Origin of the sequence: Hydrogenophaga sp. (assembly GCF_028698005.1) — a bacterium.
GTDB lineage: Bacteria > Pseudomonadota > Gammaproteobacteria > Burkholderiales > Burkholderiaceae_C > Hydrogenophaga.
In genome coordinates this window covers 1-15,506 of sequence record NZ_JAQVEJ010000061.1, presented here as the reverse complement: position 1 = coordinate 15,506, position 15,506 = coordinate 1, and the positions used below count along the sequence as shown (strand labels likewise).

Here is a 15,506-nt window from a genome sequence, read left to right as displayed (position 1 = left end):
TGTGACGCCCCTTCTCGTTGCGCGCCATGACGGCGGCAAAGCCCGCCTGGTGCGCCGGCCCCACGTGACGCATCACCTGCCGCGCGATGTTGACCTGCGCCCCGGGGAACCACTGCGCGCCGGGCATCACGTTGCGCGCCAGCACCGCGGTGTGCGGCGTGGGGGACTCGATGTCGAAGTAGTCCCAGATGCTTTGCCAATAGGCGTCCAGATCGGTCACCGACCAGCGCCACAGGGCGTCGTAGCTGTCAAAGACCAGTCCCCGTTCGCGGGCCAGCCAGTCCTGGTAGTGGCGGATTTGCGGCGTGCGCGGCGCCTGCTTCAGATGGTCACTCATGGGCCCGAGCCTAGCCACGCCGGCACTGCCCCGGCACAGGGTAAGCACGCATCAGCGGTCGCCACGGTGACGCCCGAACACCTGCTCGCAAAGACATGCACCACGTGCACCCATGAAGGCCTGGTCAGCACCAGAACGAGGCAACACGCGGAAGACGAAACCCGCACCGGCACCACACCGGTGCGAATGCGCCGCCCCCTTGGCGCAGCCAAGCGACACTGAAAGATTTCGCTTGGCGGGCGCCTTCGCTCCCTCGACAATCACGCCGTTACAAACACCACGACGGAGTGAGAACCTATGGGCCTTTTCCACTGGACCGAGAAACCAGCCAGCACGCTGTCCGATGGCGGCGTGATCGCGCCCGACGAGCGGCTGCCCTGGCCGCAGACCGGCATGATGGGCATTCAGCACCTGATTGCCATGTTCGGCGCCACGGTGCTGGCGCCCATCCTGATGGGCTTCGACCCCAATGTCGCCATCCTCATGAGCGGCATCGGCACGCTGATCTTCTTTCTCATCACCGGCGGCAAGGTGCCCAGCTACCTGGGTTCGAGCTTCGCCTTCATCGGCGTGGTGATCGCGGCCAGCGGCTACAGCGGCCAGGGCCCCAACACCCACATCGGCGTCGCCCTGGGCGGCATCATCGCCTGCGGTGTCGTCTACTTCCTCATCGGTGCGATCGTGCAGGCCATCGGCACCGGCTGGATCGAGCGCTTCATGCCGCCGGTGGTCACCGGCGCGGTGGTCGCCGTGATCGGCCTGAACCTGGCGGGCGTGCCGATCAAGAACATGGCGCCGACCGACTTCGACAAGTGGATGCAGGCCATCACCTTCGTCAGCGTCGCGCTGGTGGCCGTGTTCACGCGCGGCATGGTGCAGCGCCTGCTCATCCTCATGGGCCTGATCGTCGCCAGCATCATCTACGCCGTGCTGGCCAACGGCCTGGGCCTGGGCCAGCCGCTGGACCTGTCGGGCATCGCCAACGCCGCCTGGTTCGGCATGCCCCAGTTCAGCGCGCCGGTGTTCCAGGGCAACGCCATGCTGCTGATCGCGCCGGTGGCCATCATCCTGGTGGCCGAGAACCTGGGCCACATCAAGGCCGTGACCGCCATGACCGGCAGGAACCTCGACCCGTACATGGGCCGCGCCTTCATGGGCGACGGCATCGCCACCGTGATCGCTGGCAGCGCGGGCGGCACCGGCGTGACCACCTACGCCGAGAACATCGGCGTCATGGCCGCCACCAAGATCTACTCCACGGCGGTGTTCGTGGTCGCCGGCCTGATGGCCATCGTGCTGGGCTTCTCGCCCAAGTTCGGCGCGCTGATCCAGGCCATCCCGCTGGCGGTGATGGGCGGCGTGTCCATCGTGGTGTTCGGCCTGATCGCCGTGGCCGGCGCCAAGATCTGGGTCGACAACAAGGTGGACTTCTCCGACAACCGCAACCTGCTGGTGGCCGCCATCACCCTGATCCTGGGCACCGGCGACTACACCCTCAAGTTCGGCGACTTCGCGCTCGGCGGCATCGGCACCGCCACCTTCGGCGCGATCCTGCTGTGGGCGCTGCTGGGCCACCAGAAGAAGGCCTGACCCATGGCGCGCATCTGGACACAGGACATCTCGGTCGAGATCCTCGCCGGCATCCACCAGGGCACCGCGGTGCAGCACCTGGGCATCGAGTTCCTGGAGGTGGGCGACGACTTCATCACCGCGCGCGTGCCGGTCGACACCCGCACGCGGCAGCCCTACGGCCTGCTGCATGGCGGCGTGAGCGTGGTGCTGGCGGAAACCCTGGGCAGCTGCGGCGCCGCCTTCAGCTGCCCGCCCGGGCACCGCGCGGTGGGCCTGGACATCAACGCCAACCACCTCAAGGGCGCGACCTCGGGCTGGGTCACCGGCACCACCCGCCCGGTCCACATCGGCCGCACGACGCAGGTCTGGCAGATCGACCTGCGCAACGAGGCCGGCGAACCCACCTGCGTCTCGCGGATCACGATGGCGGTGCTCGCACCCCGGTAGACGCCGCCCCGGGCAAACCCGCATGCCCGCAACAGCGGGCTGTTACCCCGCCCCGGCGCCGGCCATCAACAATGCCTGCTCGATCCCCACCACCCGAACGAGGAAACCAGCATGGGCAAGAAACTGTTGATGATCTGCGGCGACTATTGCGAGGACTACGAGACCATGGTCCCGTTCCAGGCGCTGCAGGCCGTGGGCCACACGGTGCACGCCGTCGCGCCCGACAAGAAGGCGGGCGACTTCATCCTCACCGCCATCCACGACTTCGAGGGCGCTCAGACCTACAGCGAGAAGCCCGGCCACCGCTTCACGCTCAACGCCAGCTTCGCCGACGTGAAGCCGGACACCTACGACGGCCTGGTGATCCCCGGCGGCCGCGGGCCCGAGTACCTGCGCACCTACCCCGCCGTCGTCGCCATGGTCAAGCACTTCACCGGCAGCGGCAAGCCGGTGGCCGCCGTCTGCCACGGCGCGCAACTGCTGGCCGCCACCGGCGACATCCGGGGCCGCACCATCTCGGCCTACCCCGCCTGCCGGGTCGAGGTCGAGCTGGCCGGCGCCACCTATGCCGACATCGCGGTCGACCAGGCCGTGACCGACGGCCCCTTCGTCACCGCGCCGGCCTGGCCCGCCCACCCGGCCTGGATCGCGCAGTTCCTCCAGCTGCTGGGCTGACGGCGCGGCGCGCGCGATGGACAATGCCGACTCCCCCGTCCATGCGCGCCGCGCGGCCGCGCCGGAGTACAGCGATGTGCGAGATCTTCATCAGCGCCGACCCTGACAGCTACGCCAGCCGGACCCGCTCGGTCCGGCTGCACGGCGTGGTCACCAGCATCCGGCTCGAGAACCTGTACTGGAACGTGCTGGCCGAGATCGGCCAGCGCGACGGCATGGGCGTGGTGCAACTGATCGAGAAGCTCTACGACGAGCTGGTCGAGGCCCGGGGCGAGGTCGGCAACTTCGCCTCCTTCCTGCGCGTGAGCGCGCTGCGCTACATGGCCTTGCAGGCGCACGACCGCATCCCGATGGACAACGCGGTGCCCATCCGCTCGCTGGACGCGCGGGCCGTGCTGCACGCCCTGCCATCGCACTGGGCGCTGCCCCGTCCGCCGGCGCCCGATGCCGCGGACAAGGTCGTGCCGCTGCGCCGCGGCACCTGAGCGCGCCCAGGCGCCGGGGCCGGGCCCCGTCAGTCGATCTTCACGTACTCGTAGTCCACCGGCTGCTGGTTGATGCCCATGCGCGGCGGCGCGATCCAGCTGGCGTACTGGCCCGGCTGGTGGCAGGGCTTCATCAGCGAGGCGATGAACTGCAGGTCCTCGGCATTGGGCAGCCATTCGTGCTGGCTGGCGGCCCAGACCTCGGCGCCCAGCACCTCGCCCGACGGGCTGATGTGGTGGCCGGCGAACTCGCCGATCTTGCGGTTGAAGCCCTTGTGCGGCTGGGTGATCTTGAAGTCGATACCGGCCTTCTCGATGATCTTGTTCCAGCGGTCGATGCCGCCCTGGCAATCGGCGATGTAATCGTCCAGCAGGCGGCTGTTGATGGCGCGCAGCGCCGGCACATCCTCCGTCACGATCTGGCCATTGACCACGCGCTGCACCGGGTAGGTCGCGTCCTGCAGCTGGTGGTCGTCATCCAGCTTCGCCTCGTTGAAGCGCCCCTTGAGGCCGGCACTGAAGGCCTCGGCGCCGTTGGACGAGATTTCCGAGCCGAACAGGTCGCGCGTCACGCTCATGTGGAAATTGGCCTTGCGCTGCAGCAGCGGCAGGTCGACCACGCCGAGGGCGCGGATACGCTCGACATCGTAGGGGTCGGTGATGCCGGCCTTGTTCATCGCGGCGCAGGTGGCCTCGATGGTGCGGCCGACGCCGGTCTCGCCCACGAACAGGTGGTGCGCCTCTTCCGTCAGCATGAAACGGCACGAGCGGCTCAGCGGATCGAAGCCGCTTTCGGCCAGCGCGGCCAGCTGCATCTTGCCGTCGCGGTCGGTGAAGTAGGTGAACATGAAGAAGCTCAGCCAGTCGGGCGTCTCTTCGTTGAAGGCGCCGAGGATGCGCGGGTTGTCCTGCTGGCCGCTGCGGCGCTCCAGCAGGGCCTGGGCCTCCTCGCGGCCGTCCTTGCCGAAGTACTTGACCAGCAGATAGACCATCGCCCACAGGTGACGGCCTTCCTCCACGTTGACCTGGAACAGGTTGCGCATGTCGTACAGGCTGGGCGCGGTGGCACCCAGGTAGCGCTGCTGCTCGACACTGGCCGGCTCGGTGTCGCCCTGCACCACGATCAGGCGCTTGAGCAGCGAGCGGTACTCGCCCGGCACCTCCTGCCAGGCCGGCTCGCCCTTGTGCTTGCCGTGCGGGATGGTGCGCCCCTCCACCTTGGGCGCCAGCAGGATGCCCCAGCGGTACTCGGGCATCTTCACATAGCCGAACTTGGCCCAGCCGGCCGGGTCCACGCCCACCGCCGTGCGCAGGTAGACCTCGGCATCCTGGAACCCCTCGGGACCCATTTCCTTCCACCAGTCGATGTACTTCGGGTGCCAGCTCTCCAGGGCACGCAGCAGCTGGCGGTCGCTGGACAGGTCCACGTTGTTGGGGATGGCATCGTCGTAATTGACCTCGACAAATTTGTCGCTGACGACGGATTCGCGGTCTTCGACCAGGCTATCGGTATTCAATGAGCTCATGGCATTCTCCTCGGGGGTAAGTGCATTTTGATGCATGTGACGAACGAGAAAATGCAGTATGTTTCCTATTTCTGGGCGCGAATTTGAGCCAGATCAAAAACTGGGCCAGAAAACCGGCCGTGCCCGGGGAATCCACGACCCGCGCCGCGGCGGGGCGTGGGGCGGTCAGTCCACCCGCTCGCAGCGACCCTGGCCGCTGGCCGCACCGCGGAAATCGCTGCGCCAGACCGGTCCGGCGGTATCGACCAGGATGCGTTCGTTGTCGAGCGCGGTCAGGATCAGCGTGCCGCGCACGGCGAACGCGTACACGGGTATGCCATCCACCTGCACGGTGAGGACACGGTGTCCGTCGTCGCTGATCGCCACCGTGCGGTTCCAGGTGGTGCGCGCGGGCAGGTAGACCACCTCGCAGAGCAGCCGGGTCTCGTGCGCCGATGGCAAGGCCTGGGCCTGCGCCAGCCCGGCGGCGGCGGCCGCCAGCGCGGTGACCGCGGCCCCGCGGCGCAGGCCGGCGCTCATGGCGCGCCGTCGCCCTGGCGGGCCAGGCGCTCGCTGTTCCAGTACACGTCGTCGCCGCCGTTCATGCGGTTGAGCACGCGCGCGAGCACGAACATCAGGTCCGACAGGCGGTTGAGGTACTGGCGCGGCAGCGCACGCAGCGCCTCGGCCTGACCGAGCGCCACCACGGTGCGCTCGGCGCGGCGCGCCACGGTACGGCATACATGGGCCTGCGATGCCGCCCGGCTGCCCGCCGGCAGGATGAACTCCTTGAGCCGCGGCAAGGCGGCGTTGTACCCGGCCAGCGCCTCGTCCAGGGCCAGCACCGCATCGTCCTTGAGCAGTTCGTAGCCGGGCATGGACAGCTCGCCGCCAAGGTTGAACAACTGGTGCTGGACGGCCACCAGCAACGCGCGCACCCCATCCGGCAATTCCTCGCACAGCAACAGGCCGATATGCGAATTGAGTTCGTCCACATCGCCCAGGGCCTGAAAGCGCAGGTGATGCTTGGGCAGGCGCGTGTTGTCGCCCAGGCCGCTGGTGCCGTCGTCGCCGGTGCGCGTGGCAATCTGTGTGAGTCGGTTGCCCATGGTCCTGTCCTTGGAAAGCGCCACCGCACGCTGGTGGGCGGACGGCGCAAAGTCGATAATCGGCCATTATCTTGCGCGCCCCGCGGCCAGACCAGGCGCCCTTCAGGAGACCCCCATGAACGCTCCCGCCGACCACGACCACCTGGCGCCCGCCGTGCAGCTGCGCGAGGTGCCCGACGCCCTGATCGGGGCCCTGCAAACACGCTTCGGCACGCAATGCTCCACGGCGCTGGCGGTGCGCGAGCAGCATGGCCGTGACGAGTCCATCTTCGACGTCCCCCCGCCCGCGGCGGTGGTGTTTGCCGAATCCACGCAGGATGTGGCCGATGCGGTGACACTGGCCGCCCGGCACAAGGTGCCGGTGATCCCGTTCGGTGTCGGCTCCTCGCTCGAAGGCCACCTGCTGGCCATCCAGGGCGGCATCAGCATCGATGTCAGCCGCATGAACCAGATCCTGTCGGTCAACGCCGAGGACCTGACCGTGACGGTGCAACCCGGCATCACGCGCAAGGCCCTCAATGAGGCCGTCAAGCACGAAGGCCTGTTCTTCCCGATCGACCCCGGTGCCGACGCCTCCATCGGCGGCATGTGCGCCACGCGCGCCAGCGGCACCAACGCCGTGCGCTACGGCACCATGCGCGACAACGTGCTGGCCCTCGAGGTGGTGACCGCCCGGGGCGAAGTCATCCGCACCGGTACCCGCGCCCGGAAGTCCAGCGCCGGCTACGACCTCACCCGCCTGATGGTCGGCAGCGAGGGCACCTTGGGCGTCATGACGGAAATCACCCTCAGGCTCTACCCGCTGCCCGAGGCCATCTCTGCCGCGATCTGCTCGTTCCCGACCATCGAGGCGGCGGTGCGCACGGTCATCCAGATCATCCAGCTGGGCGTGCCGATCGCACGCTGCGAACTGATCGACGCCAACACGGTGCGCCTGGTCAACGCGCACAGCAAGCTGTCGCTGCGCGAGCAGCACATGCTGCTGATGGAGTTCCACGGCTCGCCGGCCAGCGTGCAGGAACAGGCCGAGACGGTGCAGGACATCGCCCGCGAATTCGGCGGCAACGACTTCGAGTGGGCCACCACGCCCGAGGAGCGCACGCGCCTGTGGACCGCGCGGCACCACGCCTACTTCGCCGCCGTGCAGAGCCGCCCCGGCTGCCGCGCCATCAGCACCGACACCTGCGTGCCCATCAGCCGCCTGGCCGACGCCCTGCTCGACTCGGTGGCCGAGGCCGACGCCTCGGGCATCCCCTACTTCCTGGTCGGCCACGTGGGTGACGGCAATTTCCACTTCGGTTACCTGATCGACCCCGACAAGCCCGAAGAGCACCGCCTGGCCGAGCAGCTCAACCACCAGCTGGTGCACCGCAGCCTGCGCCTGGGCGGCACCTGCACCGGTGAACATGGCATCGGTCTGCACAAGATGGACTTCCTGCGTGCCGAGGCCGGCGACGGCGCCGTCGCGATGATGCGCACCATCAAGCGGGCGCTGGACCCCGACAACATCCTCAATCCGGGGAAGATTTTTACCCTTTGATACTAGGCCAGCCTCCCCCTGTGGGAAGTTTCACGGGCGACAGGTATACTTTTTCGCTGATCATGAAGGCAAGCAACCCGACAAGAGGTGAGGAGAGGTGATGCGCATTGTTCCATCGGCGTTGGCTCTGGCGTTGTCTGCCATGGCGGCATTGACCGCCTGCGCACCCCAGTCCGCAGCCAGTCAGACCGTGCCCCCGCAGGACACCGTGCGTCTGTGCGACAGCCATGGTTGTGCCGACGTGCCACGCCACACCGCCACCTTCCAGGGGGCGCCGTCCGACCCCGAAGCTGCGCAGCGCCTGCAGGCACTGATCACGCTGGCCGAACAGAATCCCAAGGCCGCCTACGACCTGGGCCTGCGCTTCCTGCGCGGCGATGGCGTCGAGCGCAACAGCTACCAGGCCATCCAGTGGATGCGCCGGGCTGGCGAGGCAGGCCACATCGAGGCCCAGTACGCGCTGGGCCGCCTGTACCTGCTGGGCTTCGAGGAGATGGGTGCCGACCCTGTCGAGGCCGAGGGCTGGCTGACCCGTACCGCCGCCAAAGGTTACCGCGACTCGAAAAAGCTCCTGGCCGACGCCCAGGCAGCCAAGCAGGACGAACAGCGCCTGTACCGGATCCGCGAGGAACAGCGCAAGTCATGGAGCGACTGGTACAGCAACGCGCCCTACTTCTGGGTGTGGCGCTCCTCCGGCTGGCACCAGCGCTGAGCCACCATTTCCTTTCGTTCGTCCAACCCAACAAGAGAAAGAACACTCATGTCCAAGACCACTCTCAAACTGGCTGCGCTGGCAGCATCCCTGGCCCTGGCCGGTTGCGTGACACCGGGCAGCGGCGGCATCGTCTCCACCGGCAACAACGCCACGGCCGCCACGGGCGCGGCCGCAGGGGCGTCCAGTGTCAACGCCAACAGCAGCCTCGAGCGCTGCAGCGAGCCGCTGGGCACGCTGGCGGTCGACGACGGCCGCGGCAAGGAGTGGTATGCCTCCTTCGGCCGTGAAACCCAGGTCACCACCATCGAACCGCTGATCCGCCTGGCCGTGCAGCAGTCCAACTGCTTCGTGATCACCTCGATCGGCAACGCCCGCACCGAGAGCAAGATCAGCGGCATCACCGACAAGCAGCGCAACTCGGGCGAGTTCCGTGCCGGCTCGAACCAGCAGAAGGGCCAGCGCGTCGCGGCCGACTACTACCTGGAGCCGGCCATCATCATCGACAACGAATCCACCGGCGGTCTGGCCGCTGGCCTGGGTGGCCTGCTGGGTGGACGCAACCGCAACCTTGCCGTGCTGGCCGGCTCACTCGAAAGCAAGGCCTCCGTCGTGACGCTGACCATGTTCGACATCCGCTCGGGCGTGCAGATCGCGATTTCCGAGGGCAATTCCACCGCCACCAACTGGGGTGCCGCGCTCGGCGCCTTCGGCCCCAGCGCCGGTGGCACGCTGGGCGGTTTCTCGCGCACCCCGGCCGGCAAGGCCACGGTGGCGGCCTTCACCGACGCCTACAACAACATGGTGATCTCGCTGCGCAACTACAAGGCGCAAGAGGTCAAGGGCGGCCTGGGCCGCGGCGGCCAGCTCAAGGTGGGGAATTAAGCACACCCCCCTGCGCCGCTGACGCGGCTTGTCCCCGCTTGAAGGCACGTCGCTTGCGGCGTGCCTTTTTCTTGGTCGCCTACTGGCCTCTCAGCCTGTCGATCAGGCCGTTGAGTTCTTCGAGCGAGCCGAACTGGATCGCCAGCTCGCCCATGTCCTCGAGGCGGCCGTAGCGCTTGACGCGTTTCTTGATGCGCACCTCGACCTCGGCCGTGAGCAGGTCGGCCAGTTCCTCCTCGACACGGCGGATGTCGCGCGATTTTTCCTTCTTGGGCTTTTGCGGCACCAGGTTGAATTCGGCGCCCAGCTTCTTGACCAGGCTTTCGGCCTCGCGCACCGACATTTTCCGGGCCGCGATCTGGTTGGCCGCCGTGATCTGGGCCACCTTCTCCAGCGCCAGCAGCGCGCGCGCGTGACCCATGTCGATGTCCCCGGCCATGAGCATGGTCTGCACCGGCTCGGCCAGCTGCAGCAGGCGCAGGAGGTTCGAGGCGGCGCTGCGCGAACGCCCCACGGCCTGCGCGGCCTGCTCGTGCGTGAGACCGAACTCCCGGACCAGACGCTGCAGACCCTGGGCTTCTTCCAGCGGGTTGAGGTCCTCGCGCTGGATGTTCTCGATCAGCGCCATCGCGGCGGCCGCTTCGTCGGGCACGTCGCGCACCAGCACCGGCACCTCGGTCAGACCGGCCAGTTGCGAGGCCCGGAAGCGCCGCTCACCGGCGATGATCTCGTACTGGCCCGCGTTCGGTCCATCGGCCAGTTGGCGCACCAGGATCGGCTGCATGACGCCCTGCGCCTTGATCGACTCGGCCAGCTCGTACAGCGCGCCCTCGTCCATGCGCGTGCGCGGCTGGTAGACGCCAGCGACCATGCGGTCCAGCGGCAGGGTGCGGGGTGTGCCGTCGGCGCTGGCGCCGGTGGCAGACGCGGTGTCATCGACCTTGGGGCCGAGCAGGGCTTCCAGGCCGCGGCCGAGGCCCTTGGGTTTTTTCGTGGCCATGTGCTTCAGTGTTCCTTCTGCGGTGTCGTCAGTTCATGCAGCAGCGCCAGCCCTTCGGGCCAGTCGCCCAGCCCCGATTCGGCGTTGATGTGGCCCCGCTCGCCGAGATCGACGAAGCGCGCACCCCAGTCCCCAGCCAGGCCCTCGGCCCGCCCGACGCTGCAGTAGGGGTCGTTGCGGCTACCCACCAGGATGGCCGGAAACGGCAGCCGCTCGCGCACGATGGGCGACCAGCTCGGCAGCACGCCGCGCAGTTCCTCGCGTTCGGCGTCACCGGGCGCCACCAGCAGCGCTCCCCGCACCCGTGCGGTGCTGCGCGAGACCTGGGCCCAGGCCGCCGCCAGCAGGCAGCCCAGGCTGTGCGCCACCAGCACCACCGAGCCGTCACCGCCCGTGCCGCCCAGGATGACATCCTCCAGCCGGGCGATCCAGTCGCCACGGCGCGGGCGCATCCAGTCGTGCTGGTCCACGCGACGAAAACCGTGCAGCGCCTCCCAGCGGCTTTGCCAGTGGTCGGGGCCGCTGTTCTGCCAGCCCGGCAGGATCAGGACATGGTCAGGCTTGACGGGGTTCATGGCTGATGTGTGCACTCACCTCACCTGCCCCGGGTGCGATCGACCATCTCCTGCGCGAAAGCCAGGAACGCCTGGCTGCCGCGCGCGGACGCATCGAACACCACCCCCGGCAGACCGTAGCTGGGCGCCTCGGCGAGGCGCACATTGCGCGGGATCACGGTGTTGAACACCTTGTCGCCGAAGTGGCCCTTGAGCTGGTCGGACACCTGCTGCTGCAGGGTGATGCGCGGATCGAACATGACGCGCAGCAAACCGATGATCTGCAGATCCGGGTTGAGGTTGGCGTGCACCTGCTTGATGGTGTTGACCAGGTCGGTCAGGCCCTCGAGCGCGAAGTACTCGCACTGCATGGGCACGATGACGCCGTGCGCCGCACACAGGCCGTTGAGCGTGAGCATGCTCAGCGACGGCGGGCAGTCGATGAGCACGAAGTCGTAGTCGCCGTCCACGTCGGCCAGGGCCTGCTTGAGGCGTTTTTCGCGCCGCTCGACCTCGACCAGTTCCACCTCGGCGCCCGCCAGGTCGCGGTTGGCGCCAAGCACGTGGTAGCCGCACTTGTCGGCCAGGATGGCCGCCTCCCGGATCGAGGCCGACTCCAGCAGCACGTCGTACACCGACAGCGGCATGGTGCGCTTGTCGATGCCCGAGCCCATGGTGGCGTTGCCCTGGGGGTCGAGGTCGATCATGAGCACGCGCTGGCCGATCCGGGCCAGGCCGGCGGCGAGGTTGACCGTGGTGGTGGTCTTGCCGACGCCACCTTTCTGGTTGGCCACGCAAAAGATTTTCGCCATGCCGACAGCCCTGCTTGGTTTATTTGGAGATCGCCAGCTTGATGCCGAAACCGATCAGGAAGACCCCCGCCAGCCGCTCCAGCGCCTGCCCGATGCGCGGGTTGGCGCGCATGCGCTCGGCCAGGAAATGGGTCAGCAGCACGGCGGTCAGGCCGTACAGGAAGGTGAGGAAGGCGATGGTGGCGGCCATGGCGCCGAAGGTGATCAGCCCCTGGTGCTTCTGCGGATCGACAAACAGCGGGAAGAAGGCCATGTAGAAGACGATGGCCTTGGGGTTGAGCAGGGTGATGGCCAGGGCCTGGCGGAAAAAATGGCGCGGCTGGATATTGAGCACGGGCGCGGCGCCGGGCTTGGCGGTCAGCATTTTCCAGCCCAGCCAGGCCAGGTAGGCGGCACCGAGCCACTGCACGGCGGCGAAGGCCACCGGGTAGGCCGCCAGCAGCGCGGCCACGCCGGCCACGGCCATCCACATGAGGACCTGGTCACCCGCAATCACCCCGAACGTGGCAGCGAGCCCGCCCCGGATGCCACCCTTGCCGGTGGAGGTGATGAGCGCCAGGTTGCCCGGCCCCGGGATGGCCAGGAACACGATGATGGCAACGACGAAGGCGCCGTAGTCTGAGATGCCGAACATGCTGTGCTTTCTGCGGGTGAAGTGGTGAGTTTACTTGGCTTGCTCTTCGGGATGCTGCCTGCTCGCCTGGGTCTTGGTGGGCAAGGCGGATGGGGACAGGGTACCTGCGGAGGGCGATTCGCGGTTGCCCCAGAGGAAGCGTGCCCACCACCGTGCAGTGACGTACCACCTGACCAGCCCGTGATCTGTCCGCAGCGGGGGCACCCCCACCATCGGTTTCCACCAACGGCAGACAAGGGTAGGCAGGTCAGGCACCCCGCATCCACACGATGCAACGCTCAGCCCCCAGCCCCGGTACGGTCAATGGTTCCACGTGAAACACCGACACATCGGCCGGCAGGGCAGCCATCTCGTCCGCCGGGTGCCGGCCCTTCATCGCCATCCACACCCCACCGGGGTTCAGCGCCGCACGCGACCAGGCCGTGAAGTCGGCCAGCGAGGCGAAGGCGCGTGAACAGATCACGTCATAGCCAGCCCCCTCCTCCGCCTTCAGCGACTCCACCCGGGCATGAATGCCCCGCAGGTTCGGCAGCGGCAGCGTCGCCGCCACCTGCTGGATGAAGGTGGCCTTCTTGGCCACGGTATCCACGCAATGCACGGTGAGCTGCGGACAGGTGATCGCGATCACCACGCCCGGCAGGCCGCCGCCCGACCCCACATCCAGCAGACGCAGCGCCGCCCCCCCGGTCTGCCGCTGCAAGGGAGCGATCACGGCCAGGCTGTCCAGCAGGTGGTGTGTCAGCATCTCCTGCGGGTCACGCACCGCCGTCAGATTGAACACCCGGTTCCATTGGGCGATCAGCGCCAGATAGGCCAACAACTGCCCGATCTGCACGGGCGTCAGCGCCAGGCCCAGCTCACGCACCCCCGCCATCAGGCCCTCGCGCAGGCCCTCTTGGTCTTGCCCGCTCATGCCGCCTCGGCCTCCGGGTTGCGCGTGAAGCCCTTGTAGCCCCCCTTCTTCAGGTGGATCAGCAACAAGGAAATCGCGGCCGGGGTCACGCCGGAGATGCGCGACGCCTGACCCAGCGTCTCAGGGCGGTGCTTGGCCAGCTTCTGCCGTACCTCGATCGACAGCGCCGACACCTGAGCATAGTCCAGATCGGCCGGCAGTTTCAGGGTCTCGTAATGGGCAGCGCGTTCCACCTCGTCGCGCTGGCGATCGATGTAGCCCGCGTATTTGGCCGCGATCTCCACCTGCTCCACCACGGCATCGTGCAGGTCACCCAGCGTTTCACGTGAAACCGGTGGCCGGGCGTCTTCGTCGTCCGCCTTCACCACAGGGGCCCAGCGGCCGGACGCCATGCCCATCAGGCTGGCGTAGCCCACGCCCGGCCGGCGCAGCAGATCGAACAGGCTGTACTCACGCTCGATGGCCTTGCCCAGTACCCGCTCGGCCTCGGCCGCGTCGAGGATGCGCGGGTTCACCCAGGTGGCCTTGAGGCGCTCTGTTTCACGTGAAACCGCATCGCGCTTGCGGCAGAAAGCGTCCCAGCGTTCATCGTCCACCAGGCCCATGCGGCGGCCCTGCTCGGTCAGGCGCATGTCGGCATTGTCCTCACGCAGCTGCAGGCGGAACTCGGCCCGGCTGGTGAACATGCGGTAGGGTTCGGTCACGCCCTTGGTGATGAGGTCGTCCACCAGCACACCCAGGTAGGCCTCGTCGCGCCGCGGCAGCCAGGGAGCCTCGCCACGGCATTGCAGCGCGGCATTGATGCCGGCAAACAGCCCCTGGGCCGCCGCCTCTTCGTAGCCGGTGGTGCCATTGATCTGGCCGGCGAAGAACAGGCCCTGGATCTGCCGCGTCTCGAAACTGCTCTTGAGCGAGCGCGGGTCGAAGTAGTCGTACTCGATGGCGTAGCCCGGGCGCAGGATATGGGCGTTCTCCAGCCCCGGCATGCTGCGCACCAGCGCGTACTGGATATCGAACGGCAGGCTGGTGGAGATGCCGTTGGGGTAATACTCGTTCGTCGTCAGGCCTTCGGGCTCCAGAAAGATCTGGTGGCTGTCCTTGTCGGCGAAACGGTTGATCTTGTCTTCCACACTGGGGCAGTAGCGCGGCCCCACCCCCTCGATCTTGCCGGTGAACATGGGGCTGCGGTCGAACCCGCTGCGGATGATCTCGTGCGTGCGCGCATTGGTGTGCGTGATCCAGCACGGCACCTGGCGCGGGTGCATGTCCGCACGCCCCATGAAGCTGAACACGGGCAGCGTGCCTTCGTTCACACCGCCGGGCATGCCGTCGCCCGGCTGCTCTTCGCACTTGGAAAAATCGATGCTGCGCCCATCGATGCGTGGCGGCGTGCCGGTCTTCAGGCGCCCCTGCGGCAGCTTCAGTTCCTTGAGCCGGGCCGACAGGCTCACGGCTGGCGGATCGCCGGCGCGACCGGCCGCGTAGTTGTTCAGACCCACATGGATCTTGCCGTCGAGGAAGGTACCGGCCGTCAGGACGACCGCGCGGGCGCGGAAACGGATGCCGACCTGGGTGACGGCGCCGACCACGCGGTCACCCTCCACCATCAGGTCGTCCACGGCCTGCTGGAACAGCCACAGATTCGCCTGGTTCTCCAGCCGGCGGCGAATGGCCGCCTTGTACAGGATGCGGTCAGCCTGCGCGCGCGTGGCCCGCACCGCCGGCCCCTTGGAGCTGTTGAGCACGCGGAACTGGATACCGCCTTCATCGGTGGCCAGCGCCATCGCCCCGCCCAGCGCATCCACCTCCTTCACCAGATGCCCCTTCCCGATGCCACCGATGCTCGGATTGCAGCTCATCTGGCCCAAGGTCTCGATGTTGTGGGTCAGCAGCAGCGTGGCACATCCCATGCGCGCAGCGGCGAGCGCGGCTTCGGTGCCGGCATGACCGCCACCGACAACGATGACATCGAATTCCTGTGGGTACAACATGATGAGAGCGCTCCAGGGCATCACCGCAGCAGGGCGGCCTGACAAAATTCGTGCACTGTTTCACGTGAAACAGCCCGCCGGCCAGCCCGGGGCCGTGCGAAAACCCGTTATTGTCCCATCAAGCCCATGAACCTGCAGACCGATGTGGTGCGAGCCGACCAAGCCACCCCCCCATCCACCGGCGGGCAGGATGCGGCCGCCCGCCAATGTCAGAATTTGCGCCATGATCCATCCGACGACCCCCCTCCTCGTTTTTTCCGGCAGCACCCGCGCCGATTCCCTCAACCTCAAGCTGGCCAAGGCCACGGCCGATCTGGCCAGCGCCGCTGGCGCCC

Annotated in this window: 17 protein-coding genes; 7 read left to right on the top strand and 10 right to left on the bottom strand. The window is 67.7% G+C overall.

From position 1 onward, the window contains the following. A partial coding sequence (locus tag PHQ87_RS08150) for an acetyl-coenzyme A synthetase N-terminal domain-containing protein (protein WP_300232903.1) occupies positions 1 to 337 on the bottom strand: 337 nt, incomplete at its 3' end. Positions 338 to 634: 297 nt separating this feature from the next. Between PHQ87_RS08150 and PHQ87_RS08145 the strand changes: the two genes are divergently transcribed. The 4 genes from PHQ87_RS08145 to PHQ87_RS08130 all read left to right on the top strand — a co-directional run bounded on the left by PHQ87_RS08145 (position 635) and on the right by PHQ87_RS08130 (position 3,516). Beyond that, complete coding sequence (locus PHQ87_RS08145; RefSeq protein ID WP_300232901.1) at positions 635 to 1,927, top strand: solute carrier family 23 protein; 1,293 nt, start codon at positions 635 to 637, stop codon at positions 1,925 to 1,927. A 3-nt stretch (positions 1,928 to 1,930) separates the two neighbouring features. Then, positions 1,931 to 2,356 (top strand): hotdog fold thioesterase, encoded by a 426-nt coding sequence (locus PHQ87_RS08140; RefSeq protein ID WP_300232899.1) that lies wholly within the window; start codon positions 1,931 to 1,933, stop codon positions 2,354 to 2,356. A 111-nt stretch (positions 2,357 to 2,467) separates the two neighbouring features. Continuing rightward, a complete protein-coding gene (locus PHQ87_RS08135) occupies positions 2,468 to 3,031 on the top strand; it encodes a DJ-1/PfpI family protein (protein WP_300232897.1) in 564 nt (187 codons plus the stop codon). Between the two features lie 74 nt (positions 3,032 to 3,105). Next, complete coding sequence (locus tag PHQ87_RS08130; protein ID WP_300232896.1) at positions 3,106 to 3,516, top strand: ribbon-helix-helix domain-containing protein; 411 nt, start codon at positions 3,106 to 3,108, stop codon at positions 3,514 to 3,516. Between the two features lie 29 nt (positions 3,517 to 3,545). On the opposite strand, the gene boxB is transcribed toward PHQ87_RS08130, so the two are convergent. The 3 genes from boxB to PHQ87_RS08115 all read right to left on the bottom strand — a co-directional run bounded on the left by boxB (position 3,546) and on the right by PHQ87_RS08115 (position 6,130). Beyond that, a complete protein-coding gene (gene boxB / locus PHQ87_RS08125) occupies positions 3,546 to 5,042 on the bottom strand; it encodes a benzoyl-CoA 2,3-epoxidase subunit BoxB (RefSeq protein WP_300232894.1) in 1,497 nt (498 codons plus the stop codon). A gap of 165 nt (positions 5,043 to 5,207) precedes the next feature. Beyond that, positions 5,208 to 5,561 (bottom strand): hypothetical protein, encoded by a 354-nt coding sequence (locus PHQ87_RS08120; protein WP_300232892.1) that lies wholly within the window; start codon positions 5,559 to 5,561, stop codon positions 5,208 to 5,210. Further along, positions 5,558 to 6,130, bottom strand: a complete 573-nt coding sequence (locus tag PHQ87_RS08115) for a cob(I)yrinic acid a,c-diamide adenosyltransferase (protein ID WP_300232890.1) — start codon at positions 6,128 to 6,130, stop codon at positions 5,558 to 5,560. Before PHQ87_RS08115 ends, PHQ87_RS08120 begins: the two co-directional genes overlap by 4 nt. A gap of 115 nt (positions 6,131 to 6,245) precedes the next feature. Here PHQ87_RS08115 and PHQ87_RS08110 point away from each other — a divergent pair, with 115 nt between their 5' ends. The 3 genes from PHQ87_RS08110 (at position 6,246) to PHQ87_RS08100 (ending at position 9,267) form a co-directional block, all read left to right on the top strand. After that, positions 6,246 to 7,670 carry an FAD-linked oxidase C-terminal domain-containing protein gene (locus PHQ87_RS08110; protein ID WP_300232889.1) on the top strand — a complete coding sequence of 475 codons (1,425 nt, stop codon included), beginning with the start codon at positions 6,246 to 6,248 and terminating at the stop codon, positions 7,668 to 7,670. Positions 7,671 to 7,770: 100 nt separating this feature from the next. Beyond that, on the top strand, positions 7,771 to 8,382 hold the full coding sequence (locus PHQ87_RS08105) for a sel1 repeat family protein (RefSeq protein WP_300232888.1): 612 nt from the start codon (positions 7,771 to 7,773) through the stop codon (positions 8,380 to 8,382). 48 nt (positions 8,383 to 8,430) lie between these two features. Next, the gene (locus PHQ87_RS08100) at positions 8,431 to 9,267 is read left to right on the top strand and encodes a hypothetical protein (RefSeq protein ID WP_300232886.1); all 837 of its coding nucleotides are present in this window, start codon (positions 8,431 to 8,433) and stop codon (positions 9,265 to 9,267) included. 79 nt (positions 9,268 to 9,346) lie between these two features. Here the strand turns inward: PHQ87_RS08100 and PHQ87_RS08095 are convergent, their stop codons facing one another. The 6 genes from PHQ87_RS08095 to mnmG all read right to left on the bottom strand — a co-directional run bounded on the left by PHQ87_RS08095 (position 9,347) and on the right by mnmG (position 15,171). Then, positions 9,347 to 10,267, bottom strand: coding sequence for a ParB/RepB/Spo0J family partition protein (locus PHQ87_RS08095; protein ID WP_300232885.1), 921 nt, complete (start codon positions 10,265 to 10,267; stop codon positions 9,347 to 9,349). Positions 10,268 to 10,272: 5 nt separating this feature from the next. Then, positions 10,273 to 10,842 (bottom strand): alpha/beta hydrolase, encoded by a 570-nt coding sequence (locus tag PHQ87_RS08090; RefSeq protein WP_300232884.1) that lies wholly within the window; start codon positions 10,840 to 10,842, stop codon positions 10,273 to 10,275. A gap of 20 nt (positions 10,843 to 10,862) precedes the next feature. Continuing rightward, positions 10,863 to 11,633 (bottom strand): AAA family ATPase, encoded by a 771-nt coding sequence (locus PHQ87_RS08085; protein ID WP_300232882.1) that lies wholly within the window; start codon positions 11,631 to 11,633, stop codon positions 10,863 to 10,865. 19 nt (positions 11,634 to 11,652) lie between these two features. Further along, complete coding sequence (locus PHQ87_RS08080) at positions 11,653 to 12,267, bottom strand: LysE family transporter (RefSeq protein WP_300232880.1); 615 nt, start codon at positions 12,265 to 12,267, stop codon at positions 11,653 to 11,655. Positions 12,268 to 12,514: 247 nt separating this feature from the next. Then, the gene (rsmG, locus tag PHQ87_RS08075; protein ID WP_300232878.1) at positions 12,515 to 13,180 is read right to left on the bottom strand and encodes a 16S rRNA (guanine(527)-N(7))-methyltransferase RsmG; all 666 of its coding nucleotides are present in this window, start codon (positions 13,178 to 13,180) and stop codon (positions 12,515 to 12,517) included. Next, complete coding sequence (gene mnmG, locus PHQ87_RS08070) at positions 13,177 to 15,171, bottom strand: tRNA uridine-5-carboxymethylaminomethyl(34) synthesis enzyme MnmG (protein WP_300232877.1); 1,995 nt, start codon at positions 15,169 to 15,171, stop codon at positions 13,177 to 13,179. The genes rsmG and mnmG overlap by 4 nt, the downstream gene beginning before the upstream one ends. Positions 15,172 to 15,506: the final 335 nt, after the last annotated feature.